23 protein-coding genes are annotated in these 16,905 nt (G+C 40.8%); 3 read left to right on the forward strand and 20 right to left on the reverse strand.

Features of this window, described 5'->3' with window-relative positions:
- Positions 1-38 precede the first annotated feature (38 nt).
- Positions 39-935 carry a 4-(cytidine 5'-diphospho)-2-C-methyl-D-erythritol kinase gene (locus SULAR_RS09530; RefSeq protein WP_008245467.1) on the forward strand — a complete coding sequence of 299 codons (897 nt, stop codon included), beginning with the start codon at positions 39-41 and terminating at the stop codon, positions 933-935.
- A 15-nt stretch (positions 936-950) separates the two neighbouring features.
- Here SULAR_RS09530 and SULAR_RS09535 read toward each other — a convergent pair whose 3' ends face one another.
- From SULAR_RS09535 to truC, 5 genes are all read right to left on the reverse strand, one after another.
- Positions 951-1,187, reverse strand: coding sequence for a VF530 family DNA-binding protein (locus SULAR_RS09535; protein ID WP_008245468.1), 237 nt, complete (start codon positions 1,185-1,187; stop codon positions 951-953).
- Between the two features lie 15 nt (positions 1,188-1,202).
- Positions 1,203-2,177, reverse strand: a complete 975-nt coding sequence (locus SULAR_RS09540; RefSeq protein ID WP_008245469.1) for an alpha-L-glutamate ligase-like protein — start codon at positions 2,175-2,177, stop codon at positions 1,203-1,205.
- A 3-nt stretch (positions 2,178-2,180) separates the two neighbouring features.
- Positions 2,181-3,710, reverse strand: a complete 1,530-nt coding sequence (locus tag SULAR_RS09545) for an inactive transglutaminase family protein (protein ID WP_008245471.1) — start codon at positions 3,708-3,710, stop codon at positions 2,181-2,183.
- Between the two features lie 12 nt (positions 3,711-3,722).
- Positions 3,723-4,316: a RimK/LysX family protein gene (locus tag SULAR_RS09550; RefSeq protein ID WP_081501850.1), complete on the reverse strand. Its 594-nt coding sequence runs from the start codon at positions 4,314-4,316 to the stop codon at positions 3,723-3,725.
- 93 nt (positions 4,317-4,409) lie between these two features.
- Positions 4,410-5,156: a tRNA pseudouridine(65) synthase TruC gene (gene truC / locus SULAR_RS09555; protein WP_008245475.1), complete on the reverse strand. Its 747-nt coding sequence runs from the start codon at positions 5,154-5,156 to the stop codon at positions 4,410-4,412.
- Positions 5,157-5,217: 61 nt separating this feature from the next.
- Here truC and smpB point away from each other — a divergent pair, with 61 nt between their 5' ends.
- Both smpB and SULAR_RS09565 read left to right on the forward strand, forming a co-directional pair.
- Positions 5,218-5,679 carry an SsrA-binding protein SmpB gene (smpB, locus tag SULAR_RS09560; RefSeq protein ID WP_008245476.1) on the forward strand — a complete coding sequence of 154 codons (462 nt, stop codon included), beginning with the start codon at positions 5,218-5,220 and terminating at the stop codon, positions 5,677-5,679.
- 7 nt (positions 5,680-5,686) lie between these two features.
- A complete protein-coding gene (locus tag SULAR_RS09565) occupies positions 5,687-6,169 on the forward strand; it encodes a HugZ family protein (RefSeq protein WP_008245477.1) in 483 nt (160 codons plus the stop codon).
- Here the strand turns inward: SULAR_RS09565 and SULAR_RS09570 are convergent, their stop codons facing one another.
- The 15 genes from SULAR_RS09570 to SULAR_RS09640 all read right to left on the reverse strand — a co-directional run bounded on the left by SULAR_RS09570 (position 6,170) and on the right by SULAR_RS09640 (position 16,904).
- Positions 6,170-7,093: a hypothetical protein gene (locus SULAR_RS09570; protein ID WP_008245478.1), complete on the reverse strand. Its 924-nt coding sequence runs from the start codon at positions 7,091-7,093 to the stop codon at positions 6,170-6,172. It abuts the gene before it with no gap.
- Positions 7,094-7,100: 7 nt separating this feature from the next.
- The gene (locus tag SULAR_RS09575; protein ID WP_008245479.1) at positions 7,101-7,664 is read right to left on the reverse strand and encodes a hypothetical protein; all 564 of its coding nucleotides are present in this window, start codon (positions 7,662-7,664) and stop codon (positions 7,101-7,103) included.
- 182 nt (positions 7,665-7,846) lie between these two features.
- Positions 7,847-8,206: a 50S ribosomal protein L19 gene (rplS, locus tag SULAR_RS09580; RefSeq protein WP_008245481.1), complete on the reverse strand. Its 360-nt coding sequence runs from the start codon at positions 8,204-8,206 to the stop codon at positions 7,847-7,849.
- Positions 8,196-8,891 (reverse strand): tRNA (guanosine(37)-N1)-methyltransferase TrmD, encoded by a 696-nt coding sequence (gene trmD, locus SULAR_RS09585; protein ID WP_008245483.1) that lies wholly within the window; start codon positions 8,889-8,891, stop codon positions 8,196-8,198. Before trmD ends, rplS begins: the two co-directional genes overlap by 11 nt.
- Before the next feature lie 4 nt (positions 8,892-8,895).
- On the reverse strand, positions 8,896-9,423 hold the full coding sequence (gene rimM / locus SULAR_RS09590; protein ID WP_008245484.1) for a ribosome maturation factor RimM: 528 nt from the start codon (positions 9,421-9,423) through the stop codon (positions 8,896-8,898).
- A 6-nt stretch (positions 9,424-9,429) separates the two neighbouring features.
- A complete protein-coding gene (locus SULAR_RS09595) occupies positions 9,430-9,672 on the reverse strand; it encodes a KH domain-containing protein (RefSeq protein WP_008245486.1) in 243 nt (80 codons plus the stop codon).
- Between the two features lie 5 nt (positions 9,673-9,677).
- On the reverse strand, positions 9,678-9,908 hold the full coding sequence (gene rpsP, locus SULAR_RS09600) for a 30S ribosomal protein S16 (protein ID WP_008245488.1): 231 nt from the start codon (positions 9,906-9,908) through the stop codon (positions 9,678-9,680).
- Between the two features lie 236 nt (positions 9,909-10,144).
- On the reverse strand, positions 10,145-11,500 hold the full coding sequence (gene ffh / locus SULAR_RS09605) for a signal recognition particle protein (protein ID WP_008245490.1): 1,356 nt from the start codon (positions 11,498-11,500) through the stop codon (positions 10,145-10,147).
- A 57-nt stretch (positions 11,501-11,557) separates the two neighbouring features.
- Positions 11,558-12,295, reverse strand: coding sequence for an RluA family pseudouridine synthase (locus SULAR_RS09610; protein WP_008245491.1), 738 nt, complete (start codon positions 12,293-12,295; stop codon positions 11,558-11,560).
- A complete protein-coding gene (locus SULAR_RS09615; RefSeq protein WP_008245492.1) occupies positions 12,282-12,575 on the reverse strand; it encodes a DUF167 domain-containing protein in 294 nt (97 codons plus the stop codon). Before SULAR_RS09615 ends, SULAR_RS09610 begins: the two co-directional genes overlap by 14 nt.
- Complete coding sequence (gene waaA / locus SULAR_RS09620; protein WP_008245493.1) at positions 12,565-13,734, reverse strand: lipid IV(A) 3-deoxy-D-manno-octulosonic acid transferase; 1,170 nt, start codon at positions 13,732-13,734, stop codon at positions 12,565-12,567. Before waaA ends, SULAR_RS09615 begins: the two co-directional genes overlap by 11 nt.
- A gap of 10 nt (positions 13,735-13,744) precedes the next feature.
- Positions 13,745-14,464, reverse strand: coding sequence for a zinc ribbon domain-containing protein (locus SULAR_RS09625; RefSeq protein WP_008245494.1), 720 nt, complete (start codon positions 14,462-14,464; stop codon positions 13,745-13,747).
- A 61-nt stretch (positions 14,465-14,525) separates the two neighbouring features.
- On the reverse strand, positions 14,526-15,254 hold the full coding sequence (locus tag SULAR_RS09630) for a Nif3-like dinuclear metal center hexameric protein (protein WP_008245502.1): 729 nt from the start codon (positions 15,252-15,254) through the stop codon (positions 14,526-14,528).
- Position 15,255: 1 nt separating this feature from the next.
- Entirely contained in the window at positions 15,256-15,756 is a 501-nt protein-coding gene (gene purE / locus SULAR_RS09635) for a 5-(carboxyamino)imidazole ribonucleotide mutase (RefSeq protein WP_008245503.1), read from the reverse strand.
- A complete protein-coding gene (locus tag SULAR_RS09640; RefSeq protein ID WP_008245504.1) occupies positions 15,744-16,904 on the reverse strand; it encodes a 5-(carboxyamino)imidazole ribonucleotide synthase in 1,161 nt (386 codons plus the stop codon). The genes purE and SULAR_RS09640 overlap by 13 nt, the downstream gene beginning before the upstream one ends.
- Between the last annotated feature and the right edge of the window lies 1 nt (position 16,905).

The following is a 16,905-nucleotide window of genomic DNA, read 5'->3' on the forward strand; positions in this document are numbered from 1 at the left end:
TAATGCCCATCTAATTTCTATAAAAAAGGTTTCGTGATATGGGTGGTTTTGAAGGCGGTGATGAAGGTGGATACTGGGATATCGATACGCTTCCCGCATCAACGAATCATGTAAATACATCTAAGTCCGATAGAAGACAATCGACTATAGAAAAAACTGATGCAGGATACAGTATCAAAGCCCATGCCAAAGTCAATATCTTTTTAAAGATCACTGGACATGAAAACGGCTATCATACCCTGCTCTCCCGCTTCATGTACGTAGAGGATCTCTATGATACCATTACCTTTGTACCCTGTGAATGTGACACTTTTACCATAGAAGGGTGCGAGGGTGTACCACTCGAAACCAATACTATCTACAAAGCCTATAAAGCACTGAATGACCATACGGGTGACCTTGAGATACTCGATTTCTTTTACAAACATAAGGTCGTTGTCACCAAACGTATCCCAAGTCAGGCAGGCTTAGGTGGGGGCAGTTCGGATGCTGCGGCCTTCATGCGTTTGGTGAAAGAGGTTTGTAATCTCCTGATCAGTACTGAAGAACTGGCAAAACTGGGAAGTACGATTGGTGCAGACCTCCCCTTTTTCATCTATAACTATACTTCGGCAAATGTCAGCGGTTTCGGGGAGATTGTTGAGCCTTTTGAGGAAGATCCCCTTTCTTTGGAACTCTATACACCCCAGATAGGCTGCGATACGACATTGGTCTATAAAACCTTTAAAGAACACCTTTTGAATGGCATTTCACTTGCATCTTTCATTGGGTGGGATCAACTGGACTCAAAAACATTGCTCGAACGCATTGCGGATCCTATCATGTTAAATGATCTTTACAAGGCTGCACTCATTGCCTATCCTGAACTAAAGAACGAAGCGAAAGAGGGATGGTTCTTTTCGGGCAGTGGAAGTACATTTTTTCGTCTCCGCTAAAAATAGACAAAATTTCTAACCCTCTTTTGCTTTCTTCTTTCGCATCAGCAGATACAAGGCTTCCACTTTGTCTCTTGCCCAGGGTGTTTTTCTCAAGAATTTTAAAGAGGAGTTGATACTGGGATCATACTTGAAACATCGTATGTTCACAAACTCTCCCAGTAGTTCCCAACCGTACTCTTCTTGTAATTCTTCCAGTATCTGCTTGAGTTTGATACCGTGCAAAGGATTGTTTTTATGTGCATCACTCATACTTCTGTTTATCCTTTACATTTCTTTCATCATCATTGAATCTTCACCTGTTTTCATACCAAAATGCTCCATAGAGAACTTTACTCTCTGTGCCACATCCAAATTGGCTTGTTGCGTGTCAATGACATCATAGCGTTTTACTGCACCCATTCTATTGGCAATTTGTATGGCCAATCCGGGACGGGCATTAAGCTCCAAGATCAAAGGGCCTAAATTTTTGTCCAGTACGATATCTACACCCAGGTATCCCAAATGGGTCACTTCATAACACGATGCTGCCAAGGTCAGTATCTTTTCCCAATGCGGTATTTCAAGCTCAGAGAAATCGTACCCTGTATCAGGATGGTGTGTAACCGGAGAGCCATGCTGTACAGCATAGAGTGCCTTGCCTGTTGCGATATTAAGTCCTACACCCACTGCACCTTGATGTAGGTTGGCCTTACCGTCACTCTCCCTGGTTGAACACCGCAACATTGCCATAGCAGGGTATCCCCTATAGGTGATCACCCTGATATCCGGCACCCCCTCATAACTGTAGCGATCAAAAATAGGGTCAAACTCTACGAGTGTTTCAAGCATAGCAACATCGGGTTTCCCCCCGAGTGAATAGAGACCACTGAGAATATTTGAGATATCCCGTTGAATATCCCTTAGTTCCAATCTCTGTCCGTTTGCTTTGATGAATTCATCACCTTCACGCTTGACGATGACCAAAATACCTTTTCCTCCGCTTCCCTGAGAAGGCTTAAGCACAAACCCGTCAATTCCCTCCAATATCTCTTTCAAATATCGAAGTTGGGACTGACGTTCAATAGTTTTGATCAACTTCGGTACTGCAATACCCGCACTTTGTGCAATGATCTTGGTTTTCAGTTTATTATCCACTAAAGGGTAATATTTACGATCGTTATGTGCTCCGATATAATGTATATTTCGTTTGTTCATCCCCAATATACCCAATTTTTTAAGCTTAAAAGGATTGGCAAACATCGATTACTCCACCATCGATCTAAAGCGAATGAGTTCACTCAAACGATAGCCACTGTAACGTCCGATCATAATGATCACAGCCAATACAACTAAAAGAAGTTCGGGGAAATTGAAAGCCATATGTGAAACAAAAGGATCGCTCATGACAAAATACGCACACACAGCCACGATCAATGAACCTCCCCCTTGTATGAAGACTTCTTTTGCACCCTCTTCCTCCCATAATATCGACATTCTTTCAATCGTCCATGCCAAAATGATCATAGGGAAGAATGTGACCGTAAGCACTTCTTTGATCCCCAGTTTAAAACTTAAGATACTCATAAAGGACATAATAAGGATTACTACGATCATCACTGCAGAGATCCTTGCGACCAGTAACAGGTTCAGACTGCTTAAATAAGAACGAATGATCAGTCCCATCCCTACGATCATAATAAACATGACAAGCCCGGCAGAAAGTGTCGTCTCCATAAAGGCCAATGCGATCAACACAGGCATAAAGGTTCCTGATGTTCTCAACCCTATCATGATCCTTAACAATACCACAACCAACGCGCCAAACGGTACCAATAATATATGCCTATAGGTATTCTGTTCAGATATAGGCAAGGTAAAAAGTGAAAAGTCCAAGATCGCCGCCTTTTTGACCAGTTCTTTTTTGTCAAGCAGGTATTGTACGGGAACCTGACGTTCATTCAATGAAAAACTGATGTTGGATTTTTTTGCTCCTGTGACCTCTATTAGAGAATTATTGCCTTGCTGCCAAACAAAAAAGTTCTTATCACGGACCACTTTGCCTTTGTTCAGATCATACAGTTGCCACTCTTTTCCATCATAAACATCCAGCATAGGTGTCAATGCAATATTACGACGTGCACTTTCCAGATAAAGTCCATGGATCTTGCGTACCGATATTTTTCTGTATCTTAAAAGACGGTAAAGCAGATCGATTTTACTTTCTCCTGCTTGTGCAAGCAGTATCTTCACTGCCTGTGAAGGCTCTTTTGCACTAAAATCCTTGATCAGCTGTGCTGTAAATGAATGTGTATCTGCTGATCTGGAACGTACATCATGTAAAAGGTTTTTTGCAGTATCCTGTAACATATTTGGAAGGTCGCTGAGCGTCTCGGTTTCTTGTTCTGACAGGGCGATAGGCGGTTTAGGCTTATGTTCTCCCGGTTCTATCAAAACTTCTAGAGAGTAGTAAAGCATCTGCGGTCCTACCACATTACGCTTACTCCATTCAGCCCTTTTTCCGTTGACTGTTTCCCCCTCGGCATAACCAAAACCGGAGGATGCAACATCTTCAGAGAGTATCTGTATCCCCTCCTGAGGTTCTGGAAGTGCCATAGAGACCAAGACTGATTTCTTTTGTCCTACAAATGAGATCTCTGCACCTATAGTATAGACAGAACGTTTTTCATGAGGTAAAAACGGTATGCCAAGTACACCGACCTTATACCAGACGATAAAAAATCCTGTAAATGCCAAAGTGAAAGTGATCAACAGTACTTGAAATCTTCTAGACATGTATTTTCCTTCTTATTTGGGTAAAGACATAGGTTTAAATTGATATTTTTTTGCAACATCAACCATAAAAAAATCGCGTAAGAAATTACGTCCTATAAGGACAGGGTATTTATACTCATCTCTATCATTCAAGTTCACAGAGATGAGCTGGGATACATCACCAAGTATAATACGCATCTTGACAACATAACGATCTTGTGACTCTGCCCCATGACGCTTGATCTGTACTGTTTTGATGACTTTTCTCTCGATCGTGTACTCTTTTTCCCCCGACACACAGACAAACCGTACCCACTGTTTTCCATCACGTTCAAAAGGTGTAATGTTACGTGCATCGATAGATGTTGTTTTTGCACCTGTGTCAATACGTGCTTTGAGTACCAGGTTTGGAGGTACCAGTCGAACATACTCCAATGCTCCGATAATGATTTTAGAGTCTGGTTTTTCGGTATTGAGATTGACATAAGTACTCTTTTCTTCTACTGCAATTGCTGTATCCTCTTGTGCTTCAATAAAAGATACACTACTAAACAAAAATAAAAATAGTACAGTGTAATACCATCTTCTTGGTAAAATCATTCTATGCTCCACATATGAAATATTCATATCATTATACCATAGAAGAAGCTACAATGGTGATATTTTCATATGAGTAAAAGTGCCCACGACCACCTTATAATCCATGGGTATATACAGACCCTAATAAACAATCTTCTCCCAGTCAAATGCTTTGAATAGTTTCTGCCAAGTATCATCCAGTGAGGCATTGATGACTAATTTTTCTTGATGTATGGGATGGATAAAAGAGATCCTGTATGCATGCAACAGAAGCCTATGACATGTATATTTTTCACGAAAAAGTGTATTGTGCTCTCCTCTCCCATGTTTGGTGTCTCCGATAATAGGGTGAAATATATGTTTCATATGGCGTCGGAGCTGGTGTTTTCTTCCCGTTTTGGGAAGAAGTTTTACCAAAGAGTAACGGGCAACAGGGTAACGGCTTACAGCAAAAGGCAACTCTATTGTAGCCAAACGTTCATACGCTGTTTTCGCCTCCTGTGTCTCTTTAGTGATCCCCTGTTTCTTCTGCGCTTTGGTATCTAACATTTGTTTGAGCGGATAATCTATCAGTGATGTCTCTTCGGTAAAACCGCGTACGACAGCCAAGTACTCTTTATCTACCTGAGAGGCGCGAAAAAGCAGAGACATCGTCTGGGCTATTTGAGGGTCCAGTGCAAAAAGCAATACCCCCGAGGTCGGTTTATCCAAACGATGGACAGGATAGACATACTGCCCTATCTGGTCACGCACCAGTTGCAGTGCGAACTGCGTTTCATGTTTGTCTATGGGTGACTTGTGTACAAGCAGACCCGATGGTTTATTGATCGCAACCAAATATTCATCTTGATAGAGTATTTCCAAGGGGTGTGTTTCTACATTATCCATAGTGAATTATATGATATAATTCTACAAAGTATAGATAGAACCCTCTACACAAAGGACCGATTTGGCTATCAACATCATCGCACAAAACAAAAAAGCTCGGCACGATTATGAGATACTTGAGAAGTTTGAAGCTGGCATTGTACTCTCAGGTGCTGAAGTCAAAGCACTGCGTGCCAAACGTGCGAACCTTGCAGATGCTTTTTGCCGATTCATCCAGGGTGAACTGCATCTTATGAATGCCCACATCGCCCACCTTGAAACAGCAAGCAAATATTTTACCCCGGATACACGTGCACCACGAAAACTGCTTTTACATAAAAAAGAGTTGGAAAAACTCTATGTCAAAGTACATAAAGACGGCCTGACCATCGTACCGCTTATGATCTATTTCAATGAACGTAACATTGCCAAAGTGAGCATCGCGATAGCCAAAGGTAAAAAACTGCATGACAAACGTGCCGACATGAAAGAAAAAACACTCAAACGTGAAGCCCAGCAGGCGATGAAAAACAGGAGTTACTGACCCCGGTATGAAAACCCTGACAGAACTATTGGCCGGATTTCAGAGTGTGGTCCTGGGAACACTGGGCAGCAATGGCTACCCTTTCTCCTCTTATGCACCTTTTTACTATGATGGGGAGGAGGTCTATATCTTCATATCAAACCTTGCCACACATGCAAAAAATATACAGTCCACACCCCGGGCTTCTACACTCTTTGTCGAAGATGAGAGCAAGAGTGAAAATATCTTTGCAAGAAAACGTATCTCGCTGCAGTGCGATGTCACATCTGTCTCCAGGGAGGATGAAAGATTTAACACGATTATGGAAAATTTTAAAGATAAATTCGATGCCCCTATCGTCACCATGCTGATGGGAATGAAAGACTTTAACCTTTATGCCCTTAAGCCCATTTACGGAGAAGCAACCTTTGGCTTCGGGGAAGCCTATCATATAGGTGGAGAGAAGATGAATACACTTGTGATACGAAGAGGGGACAAAGGTCACAAATAGTTACCTCTTTTTCTTTTTTCGTCCTTGCAGAATGATCTCACGAGCAGAAAGATAACTTTTCTTCTTCTTTTGCACTCTTTTTTGGCGTGTATCCAAAAGTTTGGTATGCAAATTTGGATGAAGTGTCCTATTTTGTTTTATCTTGCACCAGACTGATATCTGTTCTACACTTATAAAATGATCTATATACTCTTGTATCTTTTTCACCAACCATTTTAAAAAACCTTTGATAGGTATATGAAATACCTTTTCTATAGTATGCTCCAGCCAACCAAATAAAAATATAAAAAATGTATAGACTCTGCGTACCCCCTTGGCTAAAAATGGTACCTTTTCCATCCAAGCGAGCAGCCACGAGAATAGTATGACTTCAACAATGGGAGCAAGCCAGCTTCCCCATAAGTAATCTGTAAAAAAATAGGTAATGGCTGTACCAACTTTTAAAGATAATGCCAGTAAAAAGCTCCATACTTTGGCTAAAAAGACTTTTAGTGCCAGCATTACACCCATGGACTTGGCTATGAAACCCAAAGATCCAAGAAAAGCAAAAATAGTTATCATTTTTTTCACTAAAGGAAAGTTCTGAAAATTCTTTTTTGCATGTCTCACAAACCTATTGATATCATCAGAAATATGATCCCAAAAATGTGTTTTGACATTACCCATGATCACTTTTTCCACCACATAGCGTTTACCTAATCCAGTAGCTGAGAGTATGGCAAGTTTCTTAAGAAAAAGTTTCAGAATGAATTTTCCCTTTACAAGAAAAAATGCAGCCAACAACGCAATAAAATTTTTCTTTACAAATAATACGATCCTCAAAAATAACGCTATAAGAAAGGTACGACTCTCCTCCATGCCTAATAATACAATGACAGTGACAATAGTTAAGGGGATCACCCATAAAAGAAGCCGTTTTTGCATCTTCGAACTATTTTCTCAATAACGCTTTAAGTGTTTTGTAAAGCTGTTTTATCTTCTCTATAAAAAGGCTTTTACCTGAAAAATATTTTTCTTTGAATGCTTTTATACGCATCTTGATCTGTAGCAAATATTCCATGGTTTTCTGATGCATTTCACTAGACTTTATCCAGTCGATCACTTTCATGATCCACTCATACACCCATTTAAACCATCCAAACTGCATAAGCTTATCTTCTGTGATCCTAAAGAGCCAAAAGGTAAATGCTGCAATAGGGATTTTGGAGATATACAGCACCAATCCCAAAAGCATCTGTCCACTCACAAATAACATTCCTGCATAAATACCAAATGCTTCCACTATGGCAAATAAGAGTATAAAAATAACAAGGATCATGGAAGGGTTTAAATGTTCCAATTTCACTTCTATCCGCTGAAGTATTTTAAGCGCGTGGATCGCTTCATAGATAGGCTTTGCAATTCCCTCCCAGATCAACTCTTCAAAGATAATATATGTAACGACAAGTAAGAGCTGTAAAAGTAAAATAAGTTTGTGTTGTATGGCTGATAACATTATGGGATATCCCTCAATAAATTTTAAAATATTATAGCGATTAAAGATGATTTTTGTATTTGTATAAGAAAGTTTGGATTTATTTTTAATTGATTGTAGATTTGTAGGTTGTGATGAAGGAGCTTACGTCAGTAAGTGACTGAGTCAGCCCCTGCAAAGATGCAATGAAGCAGAAAGAAAGATTACTTTCTTCTAAGCTCTTTAATTCTTGCTGCTTTACCTTTAAGCTCTCTAAGATAGAACAACTTAGCTCTTCTAACTCTACCTCTTCTAAGTACTTCGATACTCTCAATAGAGTCTGAGTAAATTGGGAAGATTCTCTCAACACCCACAGAGTTCGCACCCATTTTTCTTACGTTGAACGTTCTACCAGTTCCTTGACCTCTGATCGCGATACAAAGACCTTCGTAGTTCTGTACTCTTGTCTTTTCACCTTCCTTAATTCTTACAGCTACTCTTACTGTATCACCTGCTCTGAATTCTGGAATATTTTTGTTTTCAACTTGTGCTTGCTCGAAGCTTTCAATGTATTTATTTCTCATGTGTTATACCTTTTTTGTATAAGTCTGGCCTAAAATACTTTGTTTTACACAAAGCAAGCCCTCTTTTTAAGTCCGTGATTTTACTATGATTACCCTTTAGGAATTCTGAAACTACTTCATTGTTTTCATAATTCTTGGGTTTCGTAAAAGAAGGCGCTTCCAAAAGTGATGCTTCAAAACTCTCTACACTTAAAGAGTCACTGTTACCTAATACACCTTCAACATTACGACTCACCGCATCACAAACCACCATACTTGCCAGTTCTCCGCCTGTCAGGATAAAGTCTCCTATGGAAAAGAGTTCATCTGCCTGCACTTCTATCACACGTTCATCGATGCCTTCATAACGTCCGCTCACCAGTACCACATGCTCTTTCTTTGCTAAACGCCTTGCATCGTTTTGTGTAAAAGGTTTTGCCACCGGGGAGACAAACACTACATGTGCTTTTGGGGATACCTCTTTGATCTTATTAAGCGTATCCATCAAGGGTTGAGGTGTCATAAGCATCCCTGCACCTCCACCTATCATGGGTGCATCGACGCGTTTATGTTTATCTGTGGTGAAATCACGCGGATTGTAAAAATCGATAGAGATCTTTTCATCTTCAATCGCACGCTTCAAGATGCTTTCAGAGAAATACCCTTTGATAAGCTCCGGGAAAAGTGTGACAAAAGAGAAATGCATCGTGTCAACTCGCCTCTAAAATGTCTTTGGCATCTTTCGTATAGACGATCTTCTCTTCTGTATCGACTTTAATAATGTAACGTTCTATGTACGGAAGTAAGAAGTGTTTAGATAACCCTGCTTCCACCAAAACAGTATCCGTTTTTACAGAAAAGTAGTCTGTCTCAGCCATACGTTGGATATCCTCTACCACACCCAACACTTCATCATCCTGTTTGACGCTGCATCCGATCACATCAAACCAAAAGTATTGACCTTCATCCAGTTCACAATTCTCTTTCGTTTGTGCTTCATTAGTATAGAGTTTTGCATTGGTCAGTTTTTTGGCAGAATCCACACTTTCGTATCCTCTGAAACGGATCGTACCGCGTTTGTGATTGATATCAGAAATCGTAAGCTCTCCACGATCACTTTTATAGGTCTGGCCTACTTTAAATTGTTCTGGAAAATCTGTATGAAGATGAAATTTAAGGTCACCCCAAAGTCCGATGGTCCGCCCTATTTGAGCGATAAAAAAGTTGTCATTGGACATGGATTGTTACTTTGAAGCTTTAACATTTACGCGATAGTTTTTACCGCCTTTTGCTTTACAGCCGGAGATGACTGTCTTAATAGCATTGATCATTCTTCCCTCTTTACCGATAAGTTTACCTATATCTTCACTGTTCGCAAAGATAGTGATCTCATCGAAACCCTCATCAACCTCTGATATCTCTATAGAGATATCTTCAGGGTTGTTTACCAAAAGCTTGGTATATGAGAGCAGGAAATCTTTAACCATTCAGACTATTTTTTACCTGCTAGTCTTTTTACTGTTGGGCTCATTTGTGCACCAACACTTAACCAGTAGTTCAATCTCTCTTCGTCAAGTGTAAGATCTTTGTTTACACTTACCGGGTTATAGTGACCGATTGATTCGATCCAACCACCGTCTCTTCTTTTTCTGCTGTCTGTTACTACGATTCTGTAAAATGGCTTTTTCTTTCTACCCATTCTTGTCATTCTGATCACTGTCATTTTGTATCCTTTGTTTTTTTCATTTGTTGTAATGCCTATCTCGAGGAAAAGGTATGCATTCTCGTTACAAGTACTGACAACTGTTTTTTAATGACTAAAACACTCATCAACACTTCGTAAATTCTTTTTGGAACGCGATTCTACCATAAAAATTATAAATATTTTATTAAACGTTATGGTATGCTCACGTATAAAGGTAGGCATTGTAGTTGATTCATACAGAAGCCTAGTATACCTTAGCGTGGGCCACCTGGGAAACCGCCGCCCTGCATTTTTGCCATCATGTCCTGCATCTGCTTCATACCCCCTTTCCCGGATAACTTTTTCGCCATCTTTGCTGCATTTTTAAACTGCTTCAGTACACGGTTCACCTGTACCTGATCAAGTCCGGCACCTGCTGCCAAACGTCTCTTACGCGTATTGGTAAGAAGATCCGGATCTTCTCTCTCTTTAGGTGTCATAGAAGAGACCATTGCTTTGATCATTTTGATCTCATCAGAGTTCTCCAGGTCCATATCACCTATCTGTTTTGCCATATTCCCCATACCAGGGATCATTCCCATAATGGACTTCATGCTTCCAAGCTTTTTCATCTGTTCCATTTGTGCGAGGAAATCATTGAAATTGAACTGACCTTTTTTGATCTTCTGTGTGAATCTTTTTGCCTCTTTAGGGTCGATGGCAGCTGCTGCTTTTTCTGCCAATGATTCCACATCTCCTGCACCCATCAGACGGCTTACGATCCTGTCTGAAATGAACTGCTCAAGATCCGGCATCTTTTCACCTGCACCGATGAAACGAAGCGGAACACCTACCTGCTCTGTAAGCCCAAGTGCAACACCACCTTTAGAGTCACCATCAAACTTGGAAAGTACCACACCGGTGATCCCTATCTTCTCTTTAAACGTTTGTGCTGTTCTGACCGCATCCTGACCTGTCATCGCATCAGCCACATAGAAAAGTTCATCTGGTTCTGCTACCTTCTTCACCTCTGCCAGCTCATCCATCAGCTCTTCATCGATAGCCAAACGTCCCGCGGTATCTATAAGCACCACATCATAAAGCTCTTTCTCTGCCTTTGCAAGACCCTGTTTAACGATCTCGACAGGTGTGGCATTCTCATCCGCTACCAGTTCTACTTCGATCTGTGAAGTGATCTGTCTGAGTTGTTCAACCGCTGCAAGTCTCTGAAGGTCGGCTGCAATGACCATCACCTTTTTCTTTTTCTGTTCTTTAAGGAAATAGGCCAATTTACCCGTCGTCGTTGTTTTACCAGACCCTTGTAGACCTATCATCAGAACCACAGTTGGCGGTTTAGAAGCAAAAGTGAAACCTTTAGGTGCACCCTCTATCGTTAAAATATCGGTAAGTTTAGTTTGCAGTGCTTTGAGGAAGTTGTCTTTACCTACACCGTTTTGCTTGGTCTCAAGCTCTACGCTCGAAATGAGCTCTTTCACTACTTTATGGTGAACATCTGCTTTTAACAGTGATTTCTTAAGTTCAGCAGTAGCTTTTTTAAGTGCTTTTTCATCATCATGAAAACGAATTTTGCCTATGGCATTTTTAAAACTGTCGGTTAAAGTATCAAACATTTCTTACCTTATTTTTTCTCTTTTTTCTCTATATAATGTTGCGATTTTATCGAAGATTTACTTATATCTCGCGATGTCTTTGGGCTCTGCAGCATTGAACTCATAGTCCAGTAATTTCATTTTAGCAGAGTGTAAAAGGATACGTTTTGATTGCGTACGGCTCCCATACTGCTCATCCCCTACAATAGGATGTCCTATATGTGCAAGATGTACACGGATCTGGTGTGTTCTTCCCGTCGTGATCTCTATATGGACTTTGGATTTTTTACCCTGGATCTCTTCGGGTTTGACCACAGTATGTGCTTTTTTACCGCGTACCGGGTCTATCATAGAGAAGGCTTTCCCTTTTTTTACCGTAAAGATAGGTTCGTCTATCTCCACCTTTTCATACAGTACACCCTCGACCCATGCCACATAATGTTTTTCCACTTTACGGTTCTTGAACTCTTTAATGGCACGTTCTATGAATTCCCTGTTCTTTCCTAAGAGCAGTACACCCGATGTATCTCTGTCAAGTCTGTGAAGAAGTTCCGCACCTGCTATGGAATCCTGGATCTCATAGCTGTCCACCTGTGCCGGTTTGTTCACGGCAATGATATCTTCATCTTCGTAGAGTATCTCTATATCCTCAGGATACTCTATACGGAAGACCGTATCTGTGCGTATCTCCGCTCTGGCGATCTTTACTTTTTTATCTTCCACATAGACCAGTCCTCTGTCTATCAGTTCTTTTGCTTTGTTGTTTGAAATACCCTTTGCCATTGCAAGGACTTTATATGCTTTATCTGTAGCCATTTTCTTCTATCCAATCTTTAAATTTATCATTCAGTGGGAATGCCACTATTTTGATCTTGCTATGTTGCCCTGTTTTAAAAAGTATATCACTTTTTGAAACTTTAAAACTTTTTGCAAGAAATTTTACTAACTCTTTGTTTGCTGCACCTTCTACTGCTGGTGCTTTGATCCGTATCTTGATGGCATCATTATCGTACACTTCACAAAATTCGTTCTTACTGGCATTGGGTTGTGCCTTGATCCGTAAACTGACGGTGTCATCTTCTATATTATAAAACACGCTCTAAGCTCTCAGTGATACGTGTGATGTCACTCTTGCTTTTTATCTTGGTGGGTTTAAGCAATCCATGCTGCAGCAATCTTCTTGAAAGATTGGATGCCTCTACAACTGCGATACCCTCAATGGCATCAAAAATATCTTTTTGGTTGAAGTAGTGTTCTCCTGAGATGATCTTACAACCAAACTGTGCTGCCTCTGCCGCATTATGCCCGCCTATAGGTTCAAATGCCCCGCCAAGTATCACAATGTCACTGACAGCATACAGATTAACCAGTTCTCCCAGAACATCGACTAAGATCATATCAGAGCCCAGCACTTCATTTTGGGAATAACGCTGTGCCGTGAACTGATACCTGTCAGCATACGCTTCCATCATTTTAGCCACTTTGTCAAAACGTTCCGGATGGCGCGGTACCAAAAGCATAACGGCTTCGGGATGTTCCTTTTTCAATGTGACAAAGGCATCCATGATCAGTGCCTCTTCCCCCTCATGTGTACTCGCCCCACAGACAACCAGACTGGAAGGTTTTTTGATCTCTTTGGTGACAACAGGCAAATGTGCCAGCTTAATATTACCCGTAACCACTACATTCTTTGCGCCTAGAGACTCCAAACGCTCTTTATCTTTGGCTGTTTGTGCGTACACTTCATCGATGTGCTTAAAGATCTCTCTGTAGAGCCACCCTATCTTTTTGTACCTGGGGAAAGACCTGTCACTCATACGTGCATTGATCAGTAAGGTTTTAGCCCCTCTACGCTGCGCCAGTGTAAAAAGAAGATACCAAAACTCCGCTTCCATCACTACTAATGCCTTTTGCGGTTTCAGCCAGCGAAAAAGCAGAGGTTCAAAAGGCAGATATCTGCTCTCTTTCGTATACTCCTCTATCACTTTAAAGCCCGTATGCGTGGTTGTACTCATACGCAGACTCTCTTGAGGTAGACTCTCCACTAAAGATCTGATGGCTTTTGCTTCTCCGAAACTGCAAGAGTGAAACCAGATACCGTCAGGTTTTAAAGGCTTGTTGTTCCGTAAGAAAAATCTTGCGGGCAGCGAATCTTTATACTTGGTTTTAAAAGAGAATAATGCTAAAAGAGGAAGGGCAAGTAGATAGAGGAAAAAAGAGAGAACACTATAGAGAAAAAAGAAAAGTTTCTCCATAGTACATCGCTTATGCTTCTTCCGTAACACTCTCTATATAGAGAATTCTACCACAGTGTGGACAATTACAGATCTCCTCTGCTTTGATCACTTCTGAATACGTTTTGTCATTGAGCTTCATATAACATCCGTAACATGCCTGTTTCTTCACAGGAACCACTGCGGTGTTCCCTGCCCAAATACGGATCTTCTCATAAAATGCAAGTACTTTCTGTTCAAGATCTCTACTGAGTTTTTCTCTCTCAACAAAAAGTTCACCCTTGTTTTTTTCGATCTCTGCTTTTTCTACAGACACCACTTCATTGACCGCTTCTGCTTCTGCAGCCAATGCTTCTACTTTTGCCTTCGCTTCTTCTACAAGCAATGCTGTCGTTTCATTGATCTTCTGGAGTCTTTCGATCTCTTCATTGGCAAAAGTCATCTTCTCTTTGGCGATATCTTCTTCCAAAGAGAGTGCTTTCATCTCTTTTTCTGTAGTGATATCTTTAGATTTTTTAGCATTTGAAGCCAATTGTTCATTCAGCATGGTAAGCTGCTCTTCAAATGTTTTTACTTTTGCATCATTTTCAACGATACTTGCATTGAGTGTATCAAGTTCTTCCTGTGCAGCATTGATCTTCTTTTCTACTTTTGCAACTTTTTTATTTGCTGCTTCAAGCTGCGGAGTATAACTGTCTATAGCCTTGTCAATTTTTGAAAGCTCGATGAGCTCTTTTAGATGTTTGTTCAATCTCTGTCCTTTTGGCGTTTAACGGTTCTCAATGATTATTTTGAGAGGTTTGTCCCATACTTTATATTGTTTCAATATGAAATGGGTTTTTTGAATTTGAAATTATAGCTAAAAGAGGTAAAACTTTCAACTCATCCAAAATGATCTCTGCAAAAAACTTTTCACTCTCATAGTGTCCGATGTCTACCATCATCAAATCTTCACTCATGGCTTTCATCGCATCATGATATTTTATATCTCCAGTCAAAAAACAGTCAGCTTCAACCTCATCCATAAGTGAAGCCCCTGCCCCTGTGGTCAAAGCGATAGAGCTTATCTTCTCTTTTTTCCCTATGACTTTGAGTGTAGGAAGGTTCAGTTTCTCTTTTAAAAGAGTTAAGAGTTCTTTATAGTGCCACTCACCTTTTGCCACACAAACAAATGGATCTTGTGACGCGACTTGAAACCCTAAGATCTGTTCAAACACATATCTGTTCAAATGTGTCTGATCAAAATTGGTATGTAAAGCTATAAGAGAGTGCCTCTTCAGTATCATCTTTTCAATAAGGTTCGAAGGGTACTTGGCAAAATCAAGCTGTGTCATTTTACCAAAGATCAGCGGATGATGTACCACAAAAAGTGTATCGACCTCTGCACTTTCTATCATCTCTTCATCGATGTCCAGTGCCACCACTATCTGAGATACTTCTCTGGACATATCACCAACGATCAGTCCGGAGTTATCCCACTTTTCCTGAAGTTCAAAGGGACTGATCCTATCTAGATGGTTATATATCTCTTGCAGTTTCATACTAAACTCTCTGGGATTGTACTCTTTTTGACTTCTCCATCACTTGCTCTGCAAGACCTTGTTTATAGGCGATGATCTCTTCTCTGGTCTCTTCACAGGCCGTTGAGACGATCTGCGCAGCCAGGATACCCGCATTCTTGGCACCATTGAGTGCCACAGTAGCCACGGGTACTCCTCCAGGCATCTGCAGTATGGAAAGCACGGAATCCCATCCGTCAATGGAGTTGCTTGATTTTACAGGTACACCGATGACCGGTAACGGCGACATAGAAGCTATCATACCCGGCAGGTGTGCAGCACCCCCTGCTCCGGCAATGATGACTTGTATCCCACGCTTATGTGCATTGGCAGAAAACTCAAAAAGTTTTTCCGGTGTTCTATGTGCCGAAACGATGTCCAGCTCATATCCGACATTAAACTGCTCTAACATATTGGCAGCCTCTTGCATAATAGGAAGATCAGAATCTGATCCCATAACGATACTCACCACTACTTTTCCCATGATTTCACCTTTAGTATATTTTTTACTTGATCTGCTTTTTTGAATGCATTTTCAACACTGTCCGATAAGACAGTGACATGCCCCATCTTCCTAGAAGGTCTTGTACTTTTCTTACCATAAAGATGGATCTTGACCCCATCTATCGCTAAACACTCACTAAAACCTTCATAATAGACCGGACCTTCATACCCTGCTTCCCCCAAAAGATTCAGCATCACGGATGCACTGGTCAGTTTTGTACTTCCCAAAGGCAGATCAAGTATCGCACGGAGTAGCTGTTCTAGTTGGGAGGTTACCACACTGTCTATCGTATGGTGTCCACTGTTGTGTGGTCGTGGCGCCACTTCATTAATGAGTATCTGGCCTTGTTTGTCTATAAAAAACTCGATCGCCAACAATCCGACCATATCCAGCTTTTCAATAATATCTATGGCTAACGCCTCTGCTGTTTGTGCCTCTTCTTGCGTAATATTTGCAGGACAAAAGATCTCTTCAACCAGGTTTGTCTCATCGTTGAACGTCATCTCTACAGCAGGAAAACAACGTACCTCTCCTGCACTGTTTCTTGCAGCGATCACAGCAATTTCTTTATCGATATCCACTTTTTGCTCTATCACTGAAGTACCATCTAAAAGTGTTTTTTCACTACTATGGATGAGTGATACACCGCGTCCGTCATATCCGCCTTTCCGTAACTTTTGCACAAAAGGATAGGCAAGTTTTCCTGTTTGTAGAGCTTCAGTTATCTCCTCTTCATTTTCACAACAGATAAAAGAAGAGGTTGGCAGTGCATGCTTTGCATAGAACTCTTTTTGGAGCCCTTTATCTTGAATAAGTGCCAAGATATCAGGATCCGGAACGATCTTCAGTCCTTCAGATTTAAGCTTTTGCAGTGCTTCAATATTGACATTTTCAAGTTCAAAAGTCAGGATATCTACACGCTTTCCGAATTCATAGACGGTGTCAAAATCGTTAAAGTCACCTTTCACATAGACTGAAGCTACATTACGTGCGGAACATCCTTCATCCGGGTCAAGTACATAGGTGGAAATATCCCATTTGCTAGCCTCTTGAATCAGCATCTTGCCAAGCTGTCCGCCGGCAATGACTCCCATTTTTAAACTTGAAGTTACCAGTTTTTCGATCACT

Origin of the sequence: Sulfurovum sp. AR (assembly GCF_000296775.1) — a bacterium.
GTDB classification, from domain to species: Bacteria; Campylobacterota; Campylobacteria; order Campylobacterales; family Sulfurovaceae; genus Sulfurovum; species Sulfurovum xiamenensis.